Origin of the sequence: Halogeometricum limi (assembly GCF_900115785.1) — an archaeon.
In the GTDB taxonomy this organism is placed as follows: domain Archaea; phylum Halobacteriota; class Halobacteria; order Halobacteriales; family Haloferacaceae; genus Halogeometricum; species Halogeometricum limi.
Window position 1 is genome coordinate 328,615 of record NZ_FOYS01000002.1, and the last position, 17,823, is coordinate 346,437.

The following is a 17,823-nucleotide window of genomic DNA, read 5'->3' on the forward strand; positions in this document are numbered from 1 at the left end:
CGCACCGTAGCTCTCCGACGTTACTGCTTTTGATAATCGCGGCAGAGAATTTATCCGTCAACTCGTGTCACGCTGGGCATGGATTGGTTTCGCGCCGCACTTCGGCGAGTTCGGAGACGGCTGCCAACACGCTCGCTCGATGACCTGCTGGAGAGACGTCGGTCCGGAACGACCGGTCGGCGGTCGCTCCTGCCGCGACAGGTCCGTGGAAGCTACGCTCGGAAACTCGTCTCGCTGTTCCTCGTCGTCATCGTCCTCTTCGCCGGTGTCGCCGCGTTCGAGTACCAGACGGTCGCCGCCGAGGTGCAGTCGAGCGCGCAGTCGGAGGTGGCACAGACAGCCGAACTGCAGGCCAACCAGTTCGGCGAGTGGATGCAACAGCGACGGGAGACGACGCGGATGCTCTCGTCGTACGAGATGTACGATTCGCCGTCGTACATCCTGAGTGAGAACCTGAAGTCCGAGCGGTCGAGACTCCCACTCGGATACGCGGCCATCCACTACGTCGACACGAACTCCGGCGAAGTCGTGGCCAGTTCGAACGATTCGATGGTCGGCGAGACGCCGTGGAGTGACACGGCGTTCGTCTCGTCCGTCAAGTCGACGTTCGCAGACAACGTCGTTCGGTCGGACCCGTACACGTCGGCGGCCGGAAAGCGCGTCGTCGCCTTCGGCTCTCGCGTCCAGAGTCAACCGAACGGGGCCCTCGTCGTCACCGCCGACGTGTCCGTCCTCCAGTCGCGTCTCGACACGGAGATGAACGGGTCGTTCGTCCACGTCGTCTCCGCGAACGGGAAGTCGACGTTCAGTTCCGGCGGGTCGGACCTCGCCGACATCGACCCCGACAGTCCGATACTCGAACGGACGACGCGCGGACAGTCGGGGGTCCTCGAACGTCCGGCGGACGACGTGATGGACGAACGCCACCTGGTCGCGTACGCCCCGAGCGGTGACGGTTCCGTCGTCCTCGTCTACGTCCCGACGAAGACGGCGTACGCCCTCCAACACACCGTCGGGATGCACGTGTTCCTCATCGTCGCTCTCGCCGTCGTCTCGCTGGCCGCGGTCGGTTACGTCCTCCGGCGTATCACGGTCAGACCGCTCGAACGACTCTCCAGGGCCGTCTCGCAACTCAGAGCGGGTGCGCTCGACACGGACCTCGAAGTCGACAGAGAAGACGAGTTCGGCGAGGTGTTCGCGGGCGTCGCCCAGATGCGCGACGACCTGCGCGACCAGAGAGCGGACGCGGACGCGTACTGCGACGTGATGGACCGGACCGCCGCGGGCGACCTGACCGCCCGGATGGACGGCGACAGTCGGTCCAGAGAGATGGCGAACATCGCCGACTCGTTCAACGAGATGATGGACGAGATGGAGGGAACCATCGTCACCGTCTCCGAGTTCGGTCGACAGGTCGCCGCCCTCGGCGAAGACGTCGCCGAACGGACCGAACACGTCAGCGAGACCAGCCGAGAGGTCGCGACGTCAATCGAGCAGATATCCGCCGGTGCCGAAGAGCAAAGCGAGAATCTGACGCACGTCACGAAGGAGGTGAACGACCTCTCGGCGTCCGTCCAACAGATCGCTTCGGCGGCCGACGAACTCGCGTCGCTGTCGGCGCAGACGGCGGACAGAGCCCACGGCGGTGTCGACGCCGCCGGCGACGCCCTCGACGGGATGGACGACATCCGAACCGAGACCGAGCGAACCGTCGAGGAGGTTGAGCGACTGGACGACAGACTCGCCGAGATAGGCGACGTGGTCGAGGTCATCACCGACGTGGCCGAGCAGACGAACGTCCTCGCGTTGAACGCGCAGATAGAGGCCGCCCGCGCCAGCGAGGAGGGGGAGGGCTTCGCCGTCGTCTCCCGCGAGGTGAAGACGCTCGCCGAGGAGACGCGGACCTCCGCCGCGGAGATATCCGCACTCGTCGAGGACATCGGCGAACAGCGAGAACGCGTGGTCGAACGGGTCGAACGGATGCACGACGGGGTCCGGAACGGGGCCGAGGACGTGGAGGGTGCGCTCCGGTCGCTGGACGACATCGTCGAACAGATAGAGGAGACGAACGCCAGCGTCCACGAGATAACCGACGCGACGGGCGGGCAGGCCACCTCGGCGCAGGAGGTGTTGGCGACGGCCGACGAGATAGCGAGTATCGCAGAGGAGATGGCGGGCGAGGCGGGCGCCGTCGCGACGGCCGCGGAGGGGCAGACGGCGACGCTCGGAAGCGTCGACGACCGCATCCAGTCGCTGTCGACGGACACGACGCAGTTGGTGACGATGCTCGACCGGTTCGAGGTGCGCGACGCGTCGGCCGACGGCGTCGAGTTCGCCGAGCGAGATTCGGCGGACTCCCCGGACGACCGGACGGACTCGGAGGGGCACTCGACGCCACCGGGAGACGACGAACCCGACGTCTCGGGTCGCGCCGCCGCGCCGGACGGCGGGGCGTCGTCGGACTGAGAGCGACCCGTTATCTCGGGTGATAATCTCGGGGGTACGTTTATCACGACCCCGTGACTGTTCTGGACCAACGCACGTCGCCTCCGCGCCGCCGGAGGTGACCGTACGGCGTCGTCGTGCCGTCGTGCGAGCGAGGTGAGGTATGAAGATAGACCCTGACAACTACGACCTACGTGAACTCCGGCGTATCGCCGACGAACGACGAACCGACCGAGACAGCGCCGACGACGACCGTCGCCGCGGGGGCGAGGGGGGTCGCCCGACCCGCACCGACGCGCCGCGCGAGGGTCGCAGACGTCGGAGTCGCTCGGACGGTCCGGACCGAGGACGCGACGGCCGCGACCGCCGGGACGACCGAGGCTACGACCGCCGCGAGAACCGTGACGGGGGCGGACGCGGGGGACAGACCCGGGCCGACCACGACGACTACGACGGCTACGAGGAACGTGACCGAAGCGGGCGCTCCCGACGGGACGACGGCCTTCGACGACCGCGAGAGGGATACAGCGACCACGCGCGCGCGTACGACGAAGTCGCCCGCGCGGACCACATCGTGAGCCGGTTCGGCTTCGGCGGTGGGGACGGTGACGGCCGCCGAAACGGTCGCGACGGGCCGCGAGGCGGGTACGACGAACTCGGCTACGAACGCTCCTACGACGGCCGGCGGTTCGACTTCGAGGAGGTCGGCGAGTTCCGCTTCGACAACCCGGTGCACGACCGTCCGCGTGGGCGCGCCGGCGAGGCGCTCAGACACAACCAACTCGAACAGCTACTCATGCACGAGACGGCCGCCGCGGGCGGGTCCTTAGAGAAGCCCTACCTCTCCAGCGTTCCGAAGGAGTACGCCGCCGAACGCGTCGTCTTCGACTGGTTGGAGTTCCTCGTCCTCAAGGGCGGGTTCAAGCGGACGATGGACGCACTCCGCTACTACCTCTCGGTCGACTGGATCACCGAAGACGTCGAGACGGAACTGCACGACTACCTCATCGGCTTCTCGGGGAACGTCTCGAACACGACGGAGTTCGACGTGGACGACCACCACCTCAGCTTGGTCCACGTCGCCAGACTGGCCTCGATGGCCGGGCGGAGCGACGAGGAGTCCCCCCGTCAGGGTCGGTCTCCCTCGCTCTGACCGCGGGTCGCGTCTGTCGATTGACCGACAACGTTTTTCATTCGGTGCGCTACGGTGGGGGTATGGCGGAGGATGGAACAGACGGAGACGCCTCGTTCGACGACGAATCGACGACCGGACCCACGCCCGTCGGCGTGAAACTGGGGAGTACGCGAACGATTCTCCAGTTTTACGACGGCGACGGCGACCTGCAGACGGTTCGGACGCTCACCTGCCTCGCGACGTACGAAGACGCGCTGACCGGCGACGAACGCGTCCTCTACGGCGAACAGGCCGCCCAGGAGTACCCCGACAGAGTCGAGTACATGCTCCGCTCTGGACTCCCCGAGGACGACGACGGTGCGGAGTCGGCGAAGAAGTTCTTCTCCGAGTTGGTGACCGCGAACGGCCTCGACGGCGACAGCGCCGTCGTCTACGCGATTCCCACCATCGACAACGAACCCGGCCTGCGAAACCTCAACCGCGTCATCGAAGAGAGCCCCGTCGGCGACGCCCTCGTCCGCAGTTTCCCCGAGTCGCTCTGCGGGGCGATTCCGGCGTTCGGCGACGACTTAGAGGCCATCGACAGCGTGTTCGCCGCGGTCAACATGGGGTCGACCAACCTCGAAGCCTCCGCGTACCGCCACGGCGAACAGCTCTCCCCGTTCGTCTCGGGTGCCGTCACGGGCAACGAGGTGGACCGCCGCATCGCGAACGCCGTCGAAGAGGAGACGCAGGGCAGAGTGAACATCGACCTGACGACGGCGCGCGAGTACAAAGAGGAACACGCCGACTTCGACGACTTCGAGGCGTTCACCGACGTGATACAGCAACCGGGCGGTGGCTCTCACGAGTTCACCATCGAACGCTCCGTGATGGAACCCCTCGACGACTACCTCGACGACGCCGTCGACGAGGTGGCGAACAACTTCCTCGCGCAGTTGGCGAACGACCACATGAAACCGTACCAACTCGCCCTCTCGAAGCCCATCGTCCTCACCGGCGGGATGGCCTGCATCCCCGGCATCGTCGAGGAGTTCGAGACGCGACTCTCCGAGGAACTCAACCGCGACGTGGAGTGCATCTCGGCGGACCGGCCGGACCTCGCACCCGCGGAGGGTGCCCGCCGCATCGCCGAACGACTCGTCAAGTGAGGGTCGTCGGAGCGCTACTGCGAGGCGACGAACTCTCGGACCGCCTCGCGGTCCGGCAGTGCCGTCATCGCGCCCGCGGCAGTCGTCGTCACCGCGGCGACGGCGTTCGCGAACGCCAGCGACTCCGAGAGCGACCGGCCGTCGACGAGGGCCGCGACGACGCCGGCGGTGAACGCGTCGCCCGCGCCGGTCGTATCGACCGGGTCGACGTCGTAGCCGCCGTGTGAGACGACGTCGCCGCCGTCGGACCACGGCGACGCCTCCGTCGTCACGGCGAGCGAGCCCTCGCTTCCGAGGGTGAGAAACACCGTGTGCGGACCGTCTTCGGTGATTTCGCGCCCGACCGACTCGGGGTCGCCGTCGTAGTCGAGTTCGTCGAGGTCCTCGGGCGTCGCCTTCACCACGTCAGCCAGTTCGAACGCCTCCTGTACCGACTCGGCGTAGTCGAACTCGCTCCACAGTTCGGGACGGGCGTTCGGGTCGAACGACACCGTCGCCCCGGCGTCGCGGGCGCGGCGCATCAGGTCGAACGTCGCCTCTCTGGACGGTTCGTTCGTGAGCGTGACGCCGCCGACGTGGACCCACTCGGCCGCTTCGAGCGTCGCGTCCGGGACCGCGCCGGGTTCCATCCGCGTGTCCGCGGTCCGGTCCCGGTAGAACGAGAACCCCCGGTCGGCGTCGTCGCCGAGGGCGACGAACGCGAGCGACGTCTTCGCCTCGGGGTCCCGTTCGACGAACTCCGTCCCGAGTCCGGCGTCTGCCAGCGTCTCCACGAGGAAGTCACCGAACGGGTCGTCGCCGACGCGGGTGGAGAACGCCGGCGTCTCGTCCAAGTGCGACAGGGCGACGGCGACGTTCGCTGGCGCGCCGCCCGGACGTCTGCTGAACGATTCGACCGACCGCAACGAACCCTCTCGGTCGGGGAGAAAGTCGATGAGCGTCTCACCGGCGACGACGACGCGGGGTGACCCCCCGTCGGCCGCGAGTCTGTCTGAATTCATGGCACGTCGTACGGTCACGGGGTAGTTGAAACCACTCACGACGGCAGTATCCACGTCCGGGTCTGCCGGCGTTCGGTCGCTCTCTCGATTCCTCTCGCTCGGTCGCTCCGTCGTCGACTGGCGCCCACCGCTCGCTCCCTCGACCGCCCGCGTTGAAGTCGGTGCGTCGCCTCCGAGGAGCTATGGACACAGGGTCGCGGCCGCCGCTCTCGGCGTTCGACGACGGGGTGATTCGGCGCGTCGCGCGCGAACGCGAACTCGACGAGGCGAGGCTTCGAGACGTCCTGAGAGCGCATCAGGAGGGCGTTCGGTCGCTTCCGGGTGTCGACGACATCGTGTACGAGTGGCGGCGGACGCTTCCCCGGGACCCACTCCTCGAACGTCGTCCGGACGTGTATCTCTTGGCCGTCGAGGACGCCGTCTGGGAGGAGTTCCTCGACGCACTCGACTGCCCTCCCGGCGAAGGCGACGCTCTCAGAGCGGTGCACCACGAACAGGCGGTCGAACACCTCGGTGGGGAGCGCGTTCCGACCGGCGGCCGGAGCGCGTTCGTGCTCACGCGGCCCTGAGGTCAGTCGTCCGAACGCGCGAGTTCCTCGTCGCCGTCGCGCGCCGAATCCGCCGGGGCGGACGCGCACTCGAACCGCATCACGACGGCCGTTCCTCTCCCGTCTCGTTCCTCGAACGATATCGACCCGTTCGACACCGAGAGAATCCACTTCACCAGCCACAGGCCGAGTCCGCTGGCGTGTTGCAGTTGCGTCTCGGTGCCGGACTCCAACGCGGCGAGTTCGGAGGGGGGGATGCCCGGTCCGTTGTCGACGACGCGGACCTCGACTTCGTCGTCCGCCGGCCGCGTCGTGACGGAGACGCCGACCCGCGGGAGCACCCGGTCGTTGTGTTCGAGGGCGTTGTCCACGACGTTCGTCACCGCCGTTCCGACCTGGTTCGTCGCCAGCACCCACGCCTCTTCGGGGAGGTACGTGTCGAGGACGATGGACGGGTTTTCGTCTCGGACGGCCGCCAACCGGTCGCGGAGCAGGTCGGTAATCTCCACGGGGACTCGTTCTCGCTCGTCGCTGTGCAGCGTCTTGTCTATCTGTCGGGCGCGTTCGCCGAGCGAGACGAGCGACCGCGCTTTCCGCCGTATCGTCTCGACGTGGGCCATCTCGTCGGGGTCGTCGAGTCTGTCCGCCAGCAACTCCGTGTGTCCGAGGATGACGTTCATGTCGTTCCGGAGGTCGTGTCTGAGGATGCGGTTGAGGACCCGGAGTCGCTGTTCGTAGCGTCGACGCTCGGTCACGTCGCGGGAGTTGACGACGACGCCACCGACGGCGGGGTCGTCGAGGAGGTTCACCGCGACGGCGTCGAGGGTCCGCCACGTCCCGTCGGCGTGCTTCGTTCGGAACTCCGCGCGGACGGCGTCGCTCGTCGCGATTCCCTCCTCGAACGTCGATGCGACCGCTTCGTAGTCGTCGGGGTGGATGCGGTCGAGTGCGCCGTTGCCTTCGAGTCGTTCCCGAGGGACGCCGAGCACCTGTTCGGACGACGGACTCGCGTACGTCCGCGTCCCCTCGGCGTCGAGGACGGTGATGAGGTCGCGCGAGTTCTCGATGAGTGCGCGGAACTTCGCCTCGGTCCGTCGCCGTTCGGTGGTGTCGCGAAGGACGACCGTCCACCCGCGGTCGTGGCCCTCGGTCCCGCCGATGGGCGTCGCCGTCGCCTCGTAGTACCGTCGTTCGTCGTCGTCTTCGATTTTGAGGTCGAGTCGGTCTCTGTCGCCGTCTAAGAGCGCGTACATCCCGAGCGAGTTGTGGCACACGTCGGCGACGTGCGACCCGACGGCCGACGACCGCGGGACGGTAAAGAGCGGCCGGGCCGCGGGGTTCAACTCGACGACGCGCGCCCGGTCGTCGAGGACGACGATACCGTCGCGAATCTCCGTGAGGACCAGGTCGCGTGCGACGGGCGTCACGTCGAACAGTTCGTCGCTCTGGAGGCCGAACAGGACGACGAGCGCCGACAGACCTAGTGCGGGCGGGACCGACTGGAGTTCCGTCGGCGACCGACCGAGGAGGTCCACCGCGAACCCGAGCAACGGGAGCGCCGCGGCGGCGAGGAGAACGAGGGTTCCCCGCCGGTAGGTGCCGTCGCCGCGGACGAGGAGTCGTCCCATGACGACGGCACCCACCAGTGCCAGCGTGGTGACGTAGAGCAGGTGGACGTCGTACAACGGACCCTGCGCCGCGACGACGTAGCTCCACGAACCGACGGTCACGTGGTCGAATCCGGCGACGAACAGGTCGTTCGTCCCCGCGACGCCGGTGACGACGAGGAGCACCACGAGGACGGGTTCGACGCACAGTGCGGCGATGTTCCGCCGCGTGAGCGTCGTCCTGTCACCGGCGTACGCGAGGGCGAAGACGAACCACGCGGTCGGCGCGAACGCCGCGCCGACCCACGTGAGTTGGTACCACAGAAGCGACCCCGTCCGCGTCGGAGCCATCAGTTTGAACCCGTACGCCGTCGCCCAGACGGCGCACACCAACGAGAGAACGGCGAACGGAACGCGAACGCGACGCGAGTAGAAGTTGTATCGAAGGAGCACGACGACGGTGACGGACGCGCAGAGCGCTCCCGCTACGAGCGAGAGGCCGATAGTCGTCCGTATCATCGGTTCGGTTGCATCGGTTCGTGAGTTTCACCCTCGATAACGGTAGCCGTCACTCCCCAAACGGCGGCGCACGTCCTCACGGGAATCGATGAAAAACAACTACTTAAGCAGTTCCCTCGCGGTATCGAGTGTGATAATTCGCCCCCGTCGAGACGGGGCGTTCGGACCGCAGAGAACGGACCGGCTAACCGCCCGAATCGCCGACAAAACCACTCGTTACGCCGTCTCGACGGTGAATCACACGGTCTATAACGATACCCGGTGGTGTCGTGTCACCGGTATGGACGAAGCGGACCGCGAACCCCTCACACCGGACGAACTGGACTTTCGACGGGACGACCGAGTGACCGCACTGGGCGACGGGCGGTACGTCGTCGCCACCAGCACCGACCCCGCACCCACCCCGAGACGGCCGCTCTCGACGGGCGTTCGAGGACGACCAGGTGACGTCGACGCCGAGACCGACGTCGGTACCGATGCCGCCGACGCCGATACGGAGACCGACGTTGATGCGGAGACCGACGGCGGTGTCGACACCGCCGGCAACGGCGCGGACGCCGCGGCGACACCGACCGCGGTACCGGACGAGACGGCTCTCGCGCGCGAGTCGCGAGACGACCCGAAGTACTTCGTCGAACTCGCGGCGCGGACGGACGAAGGGACGTTCGAGACGCGCATCGACGGCGACGACATCGGCGCGGTGTGTGCGTCGATGCTCCGCTGGTACGCGCGGCAGGTCTCACCGTCCGACGACCCGAAGAAAGTGCTCTCGGTCCTCCTCTCGCGCTCGGAGTTCGGCCTCAGAGGCCCAACTGCCGACCGATGACGAGGTGCTGAATCTCGCTCGTCCCCTCTCCGATCTCCATCAGTTTGGCGTCGCGGTAGAATCGCTGCGGCGCGAAGTCCTCGGTGTACCCGTACCCGCCGAGGACCTGCACGGCGTCTTCTGCGACTTTTCGGGCCGCTTCCGACGCGTCGAGTTTCGCGAGTGCGGACTCCTGGGTGACCGACTGGCCGTTGTCGTAGCGCGTCGCCGCCTTGTGGGTCAGGAGTCGCGCACGCTCGGTCTTTCGGTGCATGTCGACGAGTTTGTCGCGGATGGCGTCGAACTTCGAGATGGGTTTGCCGAACTGCTCTCTGTCCGCGGCGTACGTCTTCGCCGCCTCGTACGCGCCCTGCGCGAGGCCCGTCGAGAGCGCGGCGATAGAGATGCGGCCGCCGTCTAACGTCTTCATCGTCTGCGTCCAGCCTTCGCCCTCCTCGCCGAGCAGTCGGTCCTCGGGGAGTCGAACGTCGTCGAACGCGAGTTCGCACGTCGGCGAGGAGTTCAGCCCCATCTTGTCCCACACCGACGTCACCTCGAACCCGTCGTCGTTTCTCGGGTCGACGATGAACGTGGAGATGCCGTCGTAGCCCTCACCGGGGTCCGTCACGGCCTTGACGAGGACGGACCCTGCGACGTTCGCGTTCGTGATGAACTGCTTCGTTCCGTTGAGAACCCACTCGTCGCCATCCTTCTCGGCGACGGTGTCCATGTCGCTGGCGTCGGACCCGGAACCGGGCTCTGTGAGCGCCCACGCGCCGAGATAGTCGCCTTCCGCGAGCGGACGGAGCCACCGCTCTTTCTGCTCGTCGGTTCCGAACAGTTCGATGGGTTTCGACGCGAGGCTGACGTGCGCCGCGTAGGAGAGGCCGATGCCGCCGGAGACGCGGCCCAGTTCCTCGGTGACGAGCGCGTACATGAGTTGGTCGCCGCCGAGTCCCCCGTACTCCTCGGAGATGGGGACGCCGAGCATGTCCAGGTCGGCCAGTTCGTCGAACACCTCCTCGGGGAAGCGATGCTCGTCCTCTATCTCCTGTGCGATGGGCGAAATCTCCTCCTCGCAGAACTCCCGGACGGTGTCGCGAATCATCCGGTGCTCGGAGGGCAACTCGAAGTCCATAGCGCTTCTTTCTACGTTACCGCAATAAAGTAATCGAACGACCGTGATGAATATCCCCGGACCGCGTCGCGTCGGTGCTTCGCGGCGTCGCTTTCGGTCACGCCTCTCGCGGTTCGAGAACCGCCGCCGCGACTAAGACGTCAGCGCGAGAACAGCAAATCGTGTACGACAGAATCCTCGTGCCGACCGACGGAAGCGACTGTGCGGCGGTGGCTATCGAGCACGCACTCGAACTCGCGCGACGCTACGAGGCCGAGGTGCACGTCCTCTTCGTCGTGGACGTGCGGATGGGCGGACAGGGAAACTGGGCGGTGGACGCCGACAACGTGTTCGAGGCGATTCGAGAACACGGCGAGTCCGTCGTCGAGGGCGTGGCCGAAAAGGTTCGCGAGGCGGACGTCCCGGTGACGACGACAGTCGTGACCGGCACCCCGGCCACCGAGATATGCGACTACGCGGACGAGGAGCGCTGTGACCTCGTGGTGATGGGGACGCACGGCCGAAGCGGACTGAGCCGCTATCTCCTCGGAAGCGTCGCAGAACGGGTCGTCCGACAGTCCGACGCCCCGGTGATGACCGTGCGCGCCGAGTCCTGACCCCGGTCGTCGCCCCGCATCTGCCCGGACAGTTATAGCCTCGGCGCTCGTTATCACGGTCAATGGAATTCCGCCGCCTCGTCCGGGGGCGCGTGGACTGGCCCCGCTTGGAGGCGGTCGTCCGAGAACTGCGCGAACGCTACGGACGCGAGGAGTTACACGTTCGGTTCCTCGACGCCGACAACTGGCTCTCCACCCCCATGGTCGTCGACGACGAGTGGTTCGTCAAGGTCATCTCGAAGCAGAACTCGCTGGTCCACGCCCTGTTCACTACCGGCCGGAACCTCGGTGCGTTCTCCTCCGGCACCGAAGGCTTCTTCGAACACTTCGGCACGCCGATGGAGATGGCCGAACACGAACTGGAGGCGACCCGCCGGATGCGCGACATCGGTCTGAACGCCCCCGAACCCGTCGAGGCCTTCGAAGTCGAGGGTCTCGGCGTCCTCGTCTTGGAGTACCTCCCCCACTTCCGGTCGCTGGACACGCTCGACCGCGAGTCGGAAGTGCGACTCGCACCGGTCGTCTTCTCGGCGCTCCGCACGATGCACGACCACGGACTCGCGCACGGTGACCTCCGCGCGGAGAACGTCCTCATCGTCGACGACGACGTCTACTTCATCGACGCGACGAACGTGAGCGACGAGGGGGCCGCCGACTCGAAGTCCTACGACGTCGCGTGCGCGCTCGCGGCGATGGAACCGCTCATCGGGCCGAAGGCGACCGTCGACGCCGCACTCGACTCGTACACGCCGGTGGAACTCCTCGCGGCCTTCGAGTTCCTCGACTTCGTCAACATCCGCCCGGACCACGACTTCGACGCCGCGGCGCTGAAAGGCGTCATCGAGCAACGGGCGACGTGAGCGAAACCTATCCGTTCGCGGCGCGAAGGAGACGTCGTGCGAGCCTACTTCGACGACCAGACGTTCGACTATCAGGCGCGACGCGCCGCGGCGTACGCGCCGTACGGCGGGTCGGCGCTCGGTGAAGTCCGAGCGACGGTCGGACGCATCCCCGAGGGCGACTTCGAGGCGTGGCACACCGAGTGGCGACGGACGGCGGACCGGGTCCGTCGAGTGGCGGAGTCGGCCGCGGCCGCCGGACGCGACCGAACCGCGGGTCGGGCGTTCCACCGCGCGCACACGTACTACCGGACGGCGGAGTTCTTCCTCGCGGCGGACGACGCGCGCCGCCGCCCGACGTACGACCTGAGCAGGGAGACGTTCTTCGCCGGTCTCGACCGCCTCGGCGTTCGATACGACCGCCTCGCCGTCCCGTACGAGGAGACGACGCTCCCGGCGACGGTGTACCGTCCGGCCGAACCGCCGGGAGACGGAGACGGCGCGGACCCACACCCGACGCTCGTCTTCGTGGGCGGATTCGACGCCACCGCCGAGGAACTCTACTTCCTCTGTGGCGTTCCCGAGGCCCTCGAACGCGGGTACGTCTGCGTCGCGTTCGACGGCCCCGGACAGGGGGCACCGCTTCGCGAGGGGGGACTGGTCGCACGACACGACTGGGAACACGTCGTCGCCCCCGTCCTCGACGCGGTCTGTGCCCGGCCGGAAGTGGACGAGGCCCGACTCGCCCTCGTCGGCGCGAGCATGGGCGGGTACTACGCTCCCCGCGCCGCCGCGTTCGACGACCGAGTCGCCGCCGTCGTCGCGTTCGACCACTGCGTCGACCTCTGGGCGGCGTCGGCGACGGGACAGGAGCGGGTCGCCGCCGTCTTCGACCGACTCCCCGGTTCCGTCGTGAACGCCGCCGCCGCCCTCGCCGCCCGGATGAGTCCGGGCGCGCGGTGGCAACGGCAGAACTCGGAGTGGGTGTTCGGCACCGACATGGCCGGCCTCCGCGACGTGTTGAAGCGCTACTCGCTGCGCGACGTGGCGCACCGAATCACGTGCCCGACGCTCGCCCTCGCGGGCGCGGACGACCACCTGATTCCGCTCTCGCTCGCGTACGAGTTCGTCGACGCCGTCGCCGGCGAGACGACGCTCCGCGTGTTCACCGAAGAAGAAGGCGCGGCGGAACACTGCCAACTCGGGAACCTCTCGCTCGCACACGGCGTCGTGTACGATTGGATGGACGAGACGCTCTGAGCCGTCGGCCCGGGAGCGGCCGAACTACGCGCTTCGGTTCGTCAGATGCTCTTCGAGCAGGTCGGCGTTTCGGACGTTCGCCTTGAACAGCACGTCGAACAGGTCGCCGAGAACCGGAATCGACCCGACGCCGACGTCGACGCCGATGTTGAGGAGCATCTTGCCGATGACCTTCGGTTCCACGCCGAGACGGGCCGCTTCGGCCACGGTGTACAGCGACGCCGCGCCGCCCACGAGGTCACCCGAGACGGGGAGGAGACCGACGAGCGAGTCGAGGCCGACGCCGACGTCGGTGCCCGGAATTTTCACCGCGTCGTCGAGCAAGTCGGCGACGAGTCGGACGCGCTTCATCACGTTCTCTTCTTCCAGAGAGAGTGCTGGGTCTGTCATACTACTCGCTACACCGGTCACACGGGAAGGTGTGATGGCCGTATATACCAGATGTCGTCCACCGGGTCCGCGTCGGTCCGCCCGACTCACTCGCAGGGGAGCGTCCCGTCGTAGTCGACGTCGCCGACGACGACGACGCCGCACATCGCCGTCCCGTGGATTGTGCAGAAGTACTCGTACGCGCCCGGTTCGTCGAACCGGTGTCGAACCGACTCGCCTTCGTCGAAGTTCTTCGAGAAGTACGACCACTCCGCCGCCGAGTCGTTGAACCGCGTGCTCTTGACGTTGTGCGGGTAGCCGTCCTCGTTCCGCCACTCGACGGCCGTTCCGGTCGCGACGGAGAGCCGATGCGGACGGAACCGACTGTTCCGGAGCGTCACCGTCTCCGACTCCCCGGACGGTTCGGGCGTCGGGGACGTCGTCGGTTCCGGCGTTGGAGACGCCGTCGGCGTCGGTTCGGCCGTGGCAGTCGTCGGCGGCGTCGGTTCGGCCGTGGCAGTCGTCGGCGGCGTCTCTTCTGCCGTCGGCGTCGCCTCGGCCGTCGTGCCCGTCTCCGTCGGTTCCGTCGTCGCGGCGTCGTCGCCGCTTCCGAGACAGCCAGCGAGTCCGACCGCCGAGACGAGGCCCACGCCGAGTTCGAGGACGTGCCGTCGCGTAGAATCCATACGCGAACCGGCGACGACAGCGGCAAAAAGCGATTTCCCAAATTCGGCCCGGTTCCGGGCCGACTACTCGTAGTCCGCGCCGCCCAGGTAGAGTTGCGACACCTCGGGGTTGTCCAGCAGTCCGTCGGCGTCGTCCTCGTAGGCGACCGTTCCTTGGTCTAAGACGTAGCCGCGGTCCGAGATGGCCAACCCTTCGCGGGCGTTCTGTTCGACCATGAGGATGGCCGTCCCGAGTTCGTTCACCGTCTGCACGTCCTCGAACACCTCTTCGACGATACTCGGCGCGAGTCCGGCCGAGGGTTCGTCGATGAGGAGGACGTCCGGTTCCATCACGAGGGCGCGGGCGAACGCGAGCACCTGTCGTTGACCGCCGGACAGCGTGCGGGCCTTCGCCTCGCGCTTGTTGTCGAGGATGGGGAACCGGTCGTACAGTTCGCGGATTACCTCGTCGACGCCGCCCTTCCGGGCGACGCCGCCCATCCGCAGGTTCTCGTCGATGGTGAGCGAACCGAACACGTTGTCCACCTGCGGGACGTAGCCGACGCCCATCCGGACCAGGTCCTCGGGGTCGGTGCCGGTGATGTCTTCGTCACCGAGCATCACCGTCCCCTCCCACGGTTTGAGGAGGCCGAAGACGGTCTTCAGCACCGTCGACTTCCCGGCCCCGTTCGGACCGATGAGACAGACGATTTCGCCGCGGTCGACGTGGAGGTTCAGGTCCGAGAGCACCTGCGCCTCGCCGTACCCCGAGTCGACGTTCGACACCGAGAGCGCACGCTCCGCGCGAGACGCCGCGGCGGCGTCGGTGGACGCGTCGGAACCGGAACCGGAACCGGAACTCACGGCCCGGCACCTCCGAGGTAGGCGTCGATGACGCGTTGGTCGGAGCGGACTTCGTCGGGCGTCCCCTCCATCAGTACCTTCCCTTGGTCGAGGACGATGACAGGGTCTGCGAGGTCCATGATGAACGGCATGTCGTGTTCGATGATGAGGAAGGTCTGTCCCTCCTCGTTGAGTTCGCGGATGAACCGCTTGATGTCGTTCGCGAGCGTCGGGTTCACCCCCGCGACGGGTTCGTCCAACAGCATCACGTCCGGGTCGGCGGTGAACGCCCGCGCGAGTTCGACGAGCTTCAACTGGCCCCCGGAGAGGTCCGTCGACGGCTGGTCGATGAGGTGCGCTATCTCGAAGCGCTCTAACAGTCGTTCGGCGCGTTCGACGTTCGCGCGTTCCTCTCGCGTCACTTTCGACGGCGAGAGCCAGAGGGGGAGAATCGACTCCCCGGTCTGTCCCTTCGCGCCGACCAGCATCGCCTCGCGGACGGTCATCCCCTCCAGTCGCCGCGGCGTCTGGAACGTTCGAATCAGTCCGGACTGCGCCGTCTCGTGCGGTTCCTTCTCCGTCACTTCCGTGTCGTTGACCCAGACGCGGCCGCCGTCCAAGTCGTAGAACCCCGAGATGAGGTTGAACAGCGTGGACTTGCCCGCGCCGTTCGGACCGATCATCCCGGTGATAGAGCCGCGTTCGACTTCGACGGAGACGCCGTCGGTGGCGACGAGGCCGCCGAACGTCTTGCGCAGGTCTTCGGTTCTGAGGACGGGGTCGGACTTTCCGAGGTTCGCGCCCTCGTACGTCATGTCCTCGTGGCTCCCCGTCTGTCCGGCGTGCTCGGTCATTCCTCGCCCTCCTCCCGGCGCGCGCCGGGCCAGATGAGTTCGTCGCGCGGCGGAAGGAGTCCTTCCGGTCGGAGACGCACGACGAGGATGATGAGCAGTCCGACGAACAACAGTCTGAGCGGCGCGAGGTTGAGTCCCAGCGACGCGAACGCCTGCACGTCGTTGAGGAAGCGCGTCCCCTCGCGAATGGCGATGACCGTCGCCGCGCCGAGGACGGCCCCGCGGTTCGACCCGGTGCCGCCGAGGATGACGGCGACCCAGATGTAGAACGTCGTCAGCGGAATCAGGTCGGAGGGGTCGATGTAGAGGTTCACGTGGACGTAGAACGCCCCCGCGATGGCCATGATTATCGACCCGAGGACGAACGCCTGCATCTTGTAGGCGTACGTGTCCTTCCCGAGCGCTTTCGCCAAGTCCTCGTCCGAGCGGATGGTCCGCAGGACGCGTCCCCACGGCGAGCGGTGGACCCGCCGGAGGAACGCGTAGACCAGACCGATGAGGACGACGACGACGGCGAGGTTCGTCGCGTTCTGCGTCAGCGGCAGTCCCTCGAGGAGTCGCGGAATGCCGGAGATACCGCTGGACCCGGCGGTCCACTGCTCCTCGTTGAGGATGATTCGACGGACCACCTCGGCGAGTCCCAACGAGGCGATGGCGAGGTAGTCCTCGCGCAGTCGCAGCGTCGGGATGCCGATGAAGACGGCGAGTATCGCGCTGACGACGATGGCAGCGACGAACCCGACGATGGGATTCAGACCGAGTCCCAGCGGCGAGTTCGGCGCGCTCAACAGCGCCGCGGAGTAGGCGCCGATGCCCCAGAACGCCGCGACGGAGAAGTTGATGAGGCCCGCATAGCCCCACTGGACGTTCAGTCCGAGCGTGAGGAGGACGTACATCCCCGCGAGCGACAGCAACGACAGGAGGAACGGGAGGCGGACGACGCCGAGTGCGGTCAACACGAGGATGCCGACTGCGACGACGGCGACGCCGCCGAGGACGTTTCGTTCGCCGCGCGAACGGACGAGCGAGTCGACGAACCCGCGTCCGCGCGTTCGCGTTCCGGTGCCGGTGTCGTCGCTCACGTGGCATCACCCGCGATTCCCTGCGGCCGAACGAGCAGGATGACGACCATGATGACGAACGCCACGGCTTCGGCGTACTCGTTACCGATGGGGATGCCGACCATGCTGAACAACGGCGTCAGTTCGTACAGCATCCCGATGACGAGTCCGCCGAGCATCGCGCCGTAGACGGAGCCGATGCCACCGAGGATGACGGCGGCGAACACGATGAGGAGGATGTCGAACCCCATGCGCGGACGGACGAGCGTCTCCAGGCCGAGGAAGACGCCGCCCGCGGCGGCGAGGACGCCGCCGATGACCCACATGGCGATGATGACTTCGCGAGTTCGAATCCCGCTCACTCGTGCGAGCGTCGGGTCGTCCGCCGTCGCGCGCATCTTCCGTCCGAGCGTCGTGTACTGCAAGAGGACGTGGAGCGCGCCGACGAGGACGATAGCCGAGACGACGGCGACGACCTGTCGGGGCGTCACCGCGAGGTTCAGCGTCTCGCGTATCTCCGGAATCGGTCCCGCTCTGGGGACGCCGTAGCGCGAGGCGTCCGTCCCGAACCCGAGGAAGATGACCGCGCGGTACGCGAGGGCGACGCCGATACTCGTGATGAGCAGTTCGATAGACCCCGTGTCGAGAGGGCGGTAGATGACGAACTCCGTCGCGACGACGACGACGGCGGCGAGTGCCATCCCGACGAACAACGCGGCGAACATCCACACCGGGAACCCGAAGACGAGGATTCCCTCCATCGCGGGCGCGAGGACGCCCGCCGCCGCGAGTGCGCCGAACGCGCCGACGGTCATCGTGTCGCCGTGCGCGAAGTTGGCGAAGTCGGCGATACTGTACACTAACGACAGGCCGATGGACGCCAAGACGATGACGCTACTGAAGACGAGACCGTTGACGAGGAACTGGACCGGGTTCAGCCCCTGTAGCGGGACGAGGAGCGTCACGGCTCCCTCCCGGGGTCGGTCC

At 67.2% G+C, this 17,823-nt stretch carries 17 protein-coding genes; 8 read left to right on the forward strand and 9 right to left on the reverse strand.

Annotated elements, in window-relative coordinates:
• Positions 1-78: 78 nt before the first annotated feature.
• From BM282_RS06575 to BM282_RS06585, 3 genes are all read left to right on the forward strand, one after another.
• Entirely contained in the window at positions 79-2,466 is a 2,388-nt protein-coding gene (locus BM282_RS06575) for a methyl-accepting chemotaxis protein (RefSeq protein WP_089878243.1), read from the forward strand.
• A gap of 553 nt (positions 2,467-3,019) precedes the next feature.
• The gene (locus BM282_RS19020; protein ID WP_394327787.1) at positions 3,020-3,598 is read left to right on the forward strand and encodes a FlaD/FlaE family flagellar protein; all 579 of its coding nucleotides are present in this window, start codon (positions 3,020-3,022) and stop codon (positions 3,596-3,598) included.
• Between the two features lie 62 nt (positions 3,599-3,660).
• Positions 3,661-4,731: a cell division FtsA domain-containing protein gene (locus BM282_RS06585; RefSeq protein ID WP_089878248.1), complete on the forward strand. Its 1,071-nt coding sequence runs from the start codon at positions 3,661-3,663 to the stop codon at positions 4,729-4,731.
• Between the two features lie 14 nt (positions 4,732-4,745).
• On the opposite strand, the gene BM282_RS06590 is transcribed toward BM282_RS06585, so the two are convergent.
• Positions 4,746-5,732, reverse strand: a complete 987-nt coding sequence (locus BM282_RS06590; RefSeq protein WP_089878251.1) for a carbohydrate kinase family protein — start codon at positions 5,730-5,732, stop codon at positions 4,746-4,748.
• 182 nt (positions 5,733-5,914) lie between these two features.
• Between BM282_RS06590 and BM282_RS06595 the strand changes: the two genes are divergently transcribed.
• Positions 5,915-6,301 (forward strand): hypothetical protein, encoded by a 387-nt coding sequence (locus BM282_RS06595; RefSeq protein WP_089878253.1) that lies wholly within the window; start codon positions 5,915-5,917, stop codon positions 6,299-6,301.
• Between the two features lie 2 nt (positions 6,302-6,303).
• On the opposite strand, the gene BM282_RS06600 is transcribed toward BM282_RS06595, so the two are convergent.
• Positions 6,304-8,406, reverse strand: a complete 2,103-nt coding sequence (locus BM282_RS06600) for a histidine kinase N-terminal 7TM domain-containing protein (RefSeq protein ID WP_089878256.1) — start codon at positions 8,404-8,406, stop codon at positions 6,304-6,306.
• A 280-nt stretch (positions 8,407-8,686) separates the two neighbouring features.
• Between BM282_RS06600 and BM282_RS06605 the strand changes: the two genes are divergently transcribed.
• Positions 8,687-9,232: a DUF7500 family protein gene (locus tag BM282_RS06605; RefSeq protein WP_089878259.1), complete on the forward strand. Its 546-nt coding sequence runs from the start codon at positions 8,687-8,689 to the stop codon at positions 9,230-9,232.
• Here BM282_RS06605 and BM282_RS06610 read toward each other — a convergent pair.
• Entirely contained in the window at positions 9,207-10,349 is a 1,143-nt protein-coding gene (locus BM282_RS06610; RefSeq protein ID WP_089878261.1) for an acyl-CoA dehydrogenase family protein, read from the reverse strand. The genes BM282_RS06605 and BM282_RS06610 overlap by 26 nt on opposite strands.
• Positions 10,350-10,510: 161 nt before the next feature.
• Here BM282_RS06610 and BM282_RS06615 point away from each other — a divergent pair, with 161 nt between their 5' ends.
• The 3 genes from BM282_RS06615 (at position 10,511) to BM282_RS06625 (ending at position 13,044) form a co-directional block, all read left to right on the forward strand.
• On the forward strand, positions 10,511-10,945 hold the full coding sequence (locus BM282_RS06615) for a universal stress protein (RefSeq protein ID WP_089879466.1): 435 nt from the start codon (positions 10,511-10,513) through the stop codon (positions 10,943-10,945).
• Positions 10,946-11,007: 62 nt separating this feature from the next.
• The gene (locus tag BM282_RS06620) at positions 11,008-11,805 is read left to right on the forward strand and encodes an RIO1 family regulatory kinase/ATPase domain-containing protein (RefSeq protein WP_089878264.1); all 798 of its coding nucleotides are present in this window, start codon (positions 11,008-11,010) and stop codon (positions 11,803-11,805) included.
• A 36-nt stretch (positions 11,806-11,841) separates the two neighbouring features.
• The gene (locus BM282_RS06625) at positions 11,842-13,044 is read left to right on the forward strand and encodes an alpha/beta hydrolase family protein (RefSeq protein ID WP_089878267.1); all 1,203 of its coding nucleotides are present in this window, start codon (positions 11,842-11,844) and stop codon (positions 13,042-13,044) included.
• A 24-nt stretch (positions 13,045-13,068) separates the two neighbouring features.
• On the opposite strand, the gene BM282_RS06630 is transcribed toward BM282_RS06625, so the two are convergent.
• The 6 genes from BM282_RS06630 to BM282_RS06655 form a co-directional block, all read right to left on the reverse strand.
• A complete protein-coding gene (locus tag BM282_RS06630; protein ID WP_089878270.1) occupies positions 13,069-13,434 on the reverse strand; it encodes a DUF4112 domain-containing protein in 366 nt (121 codons plus the stop codon).
• A gap of 86 nt (positions 13,435-13,520) precedes the next feature.
• Entirely contained in the window at positions 13,521-14,099 is a 579-nt protein-coding gene (locus tag BM282_RS06635) for a cupredoxin domain-containing protein (protein ID WP_089878273.1), read from the reverse strand.
• A 63-nt stretch (positions 14,100-14,162) separates the two neighbouring features.
• A complete protein-coding gene (locus BM282_RS06640) occupies positions 14,163-14,864 on the reverse strand; it encodes an ABC transporter ATP-binding protein (RefSeq protein WP_089879469.1) in 702 nt (233 codons plus the stop codon).
• A 74-nt stretch (positions 14,865-14,938) separates the two neighbouring features.
• Entirely contained in the window at positions 14,939-15,775 is an 837-nt protein-coding gene (locus BM282_RS06645; protein ID WP_089878276.1) for an ABC transporter ATP-binding protein, read from the reverse strand.
• Positions 15,772-16,857, reverse strand: a complete 1,086-nt coding sequence (locus BM282_RS06650) for a branched-chain amino acid ABC transporter permease (protein ID WP_089878279.1) — start codon at positions 16,855-16,857, stop codon at positions 15,772-15,774. The genes BM282_RS06645 and BM282_RS06650 overlap by 4 nt, the downstream gene beginning before the upstream one ends.
• On the reverse strand, positions 16,854-17,801 hold the full coding sequence (locus BM282_RS06655; protein WP_089878283.1) for a branched-chain amino acid ABC transporter permease: 948 nt from the start codon (positions 17,799-17,801) through the stop codon (positions 16,854-16,856). The genes BM282_RS06650 and BM282_RS06655 overlap by 4 nt, the downstream gene beginning before the upstream one ends.
• Positions 17,802-17,823 lie beyond the last annotated feature (22 nt).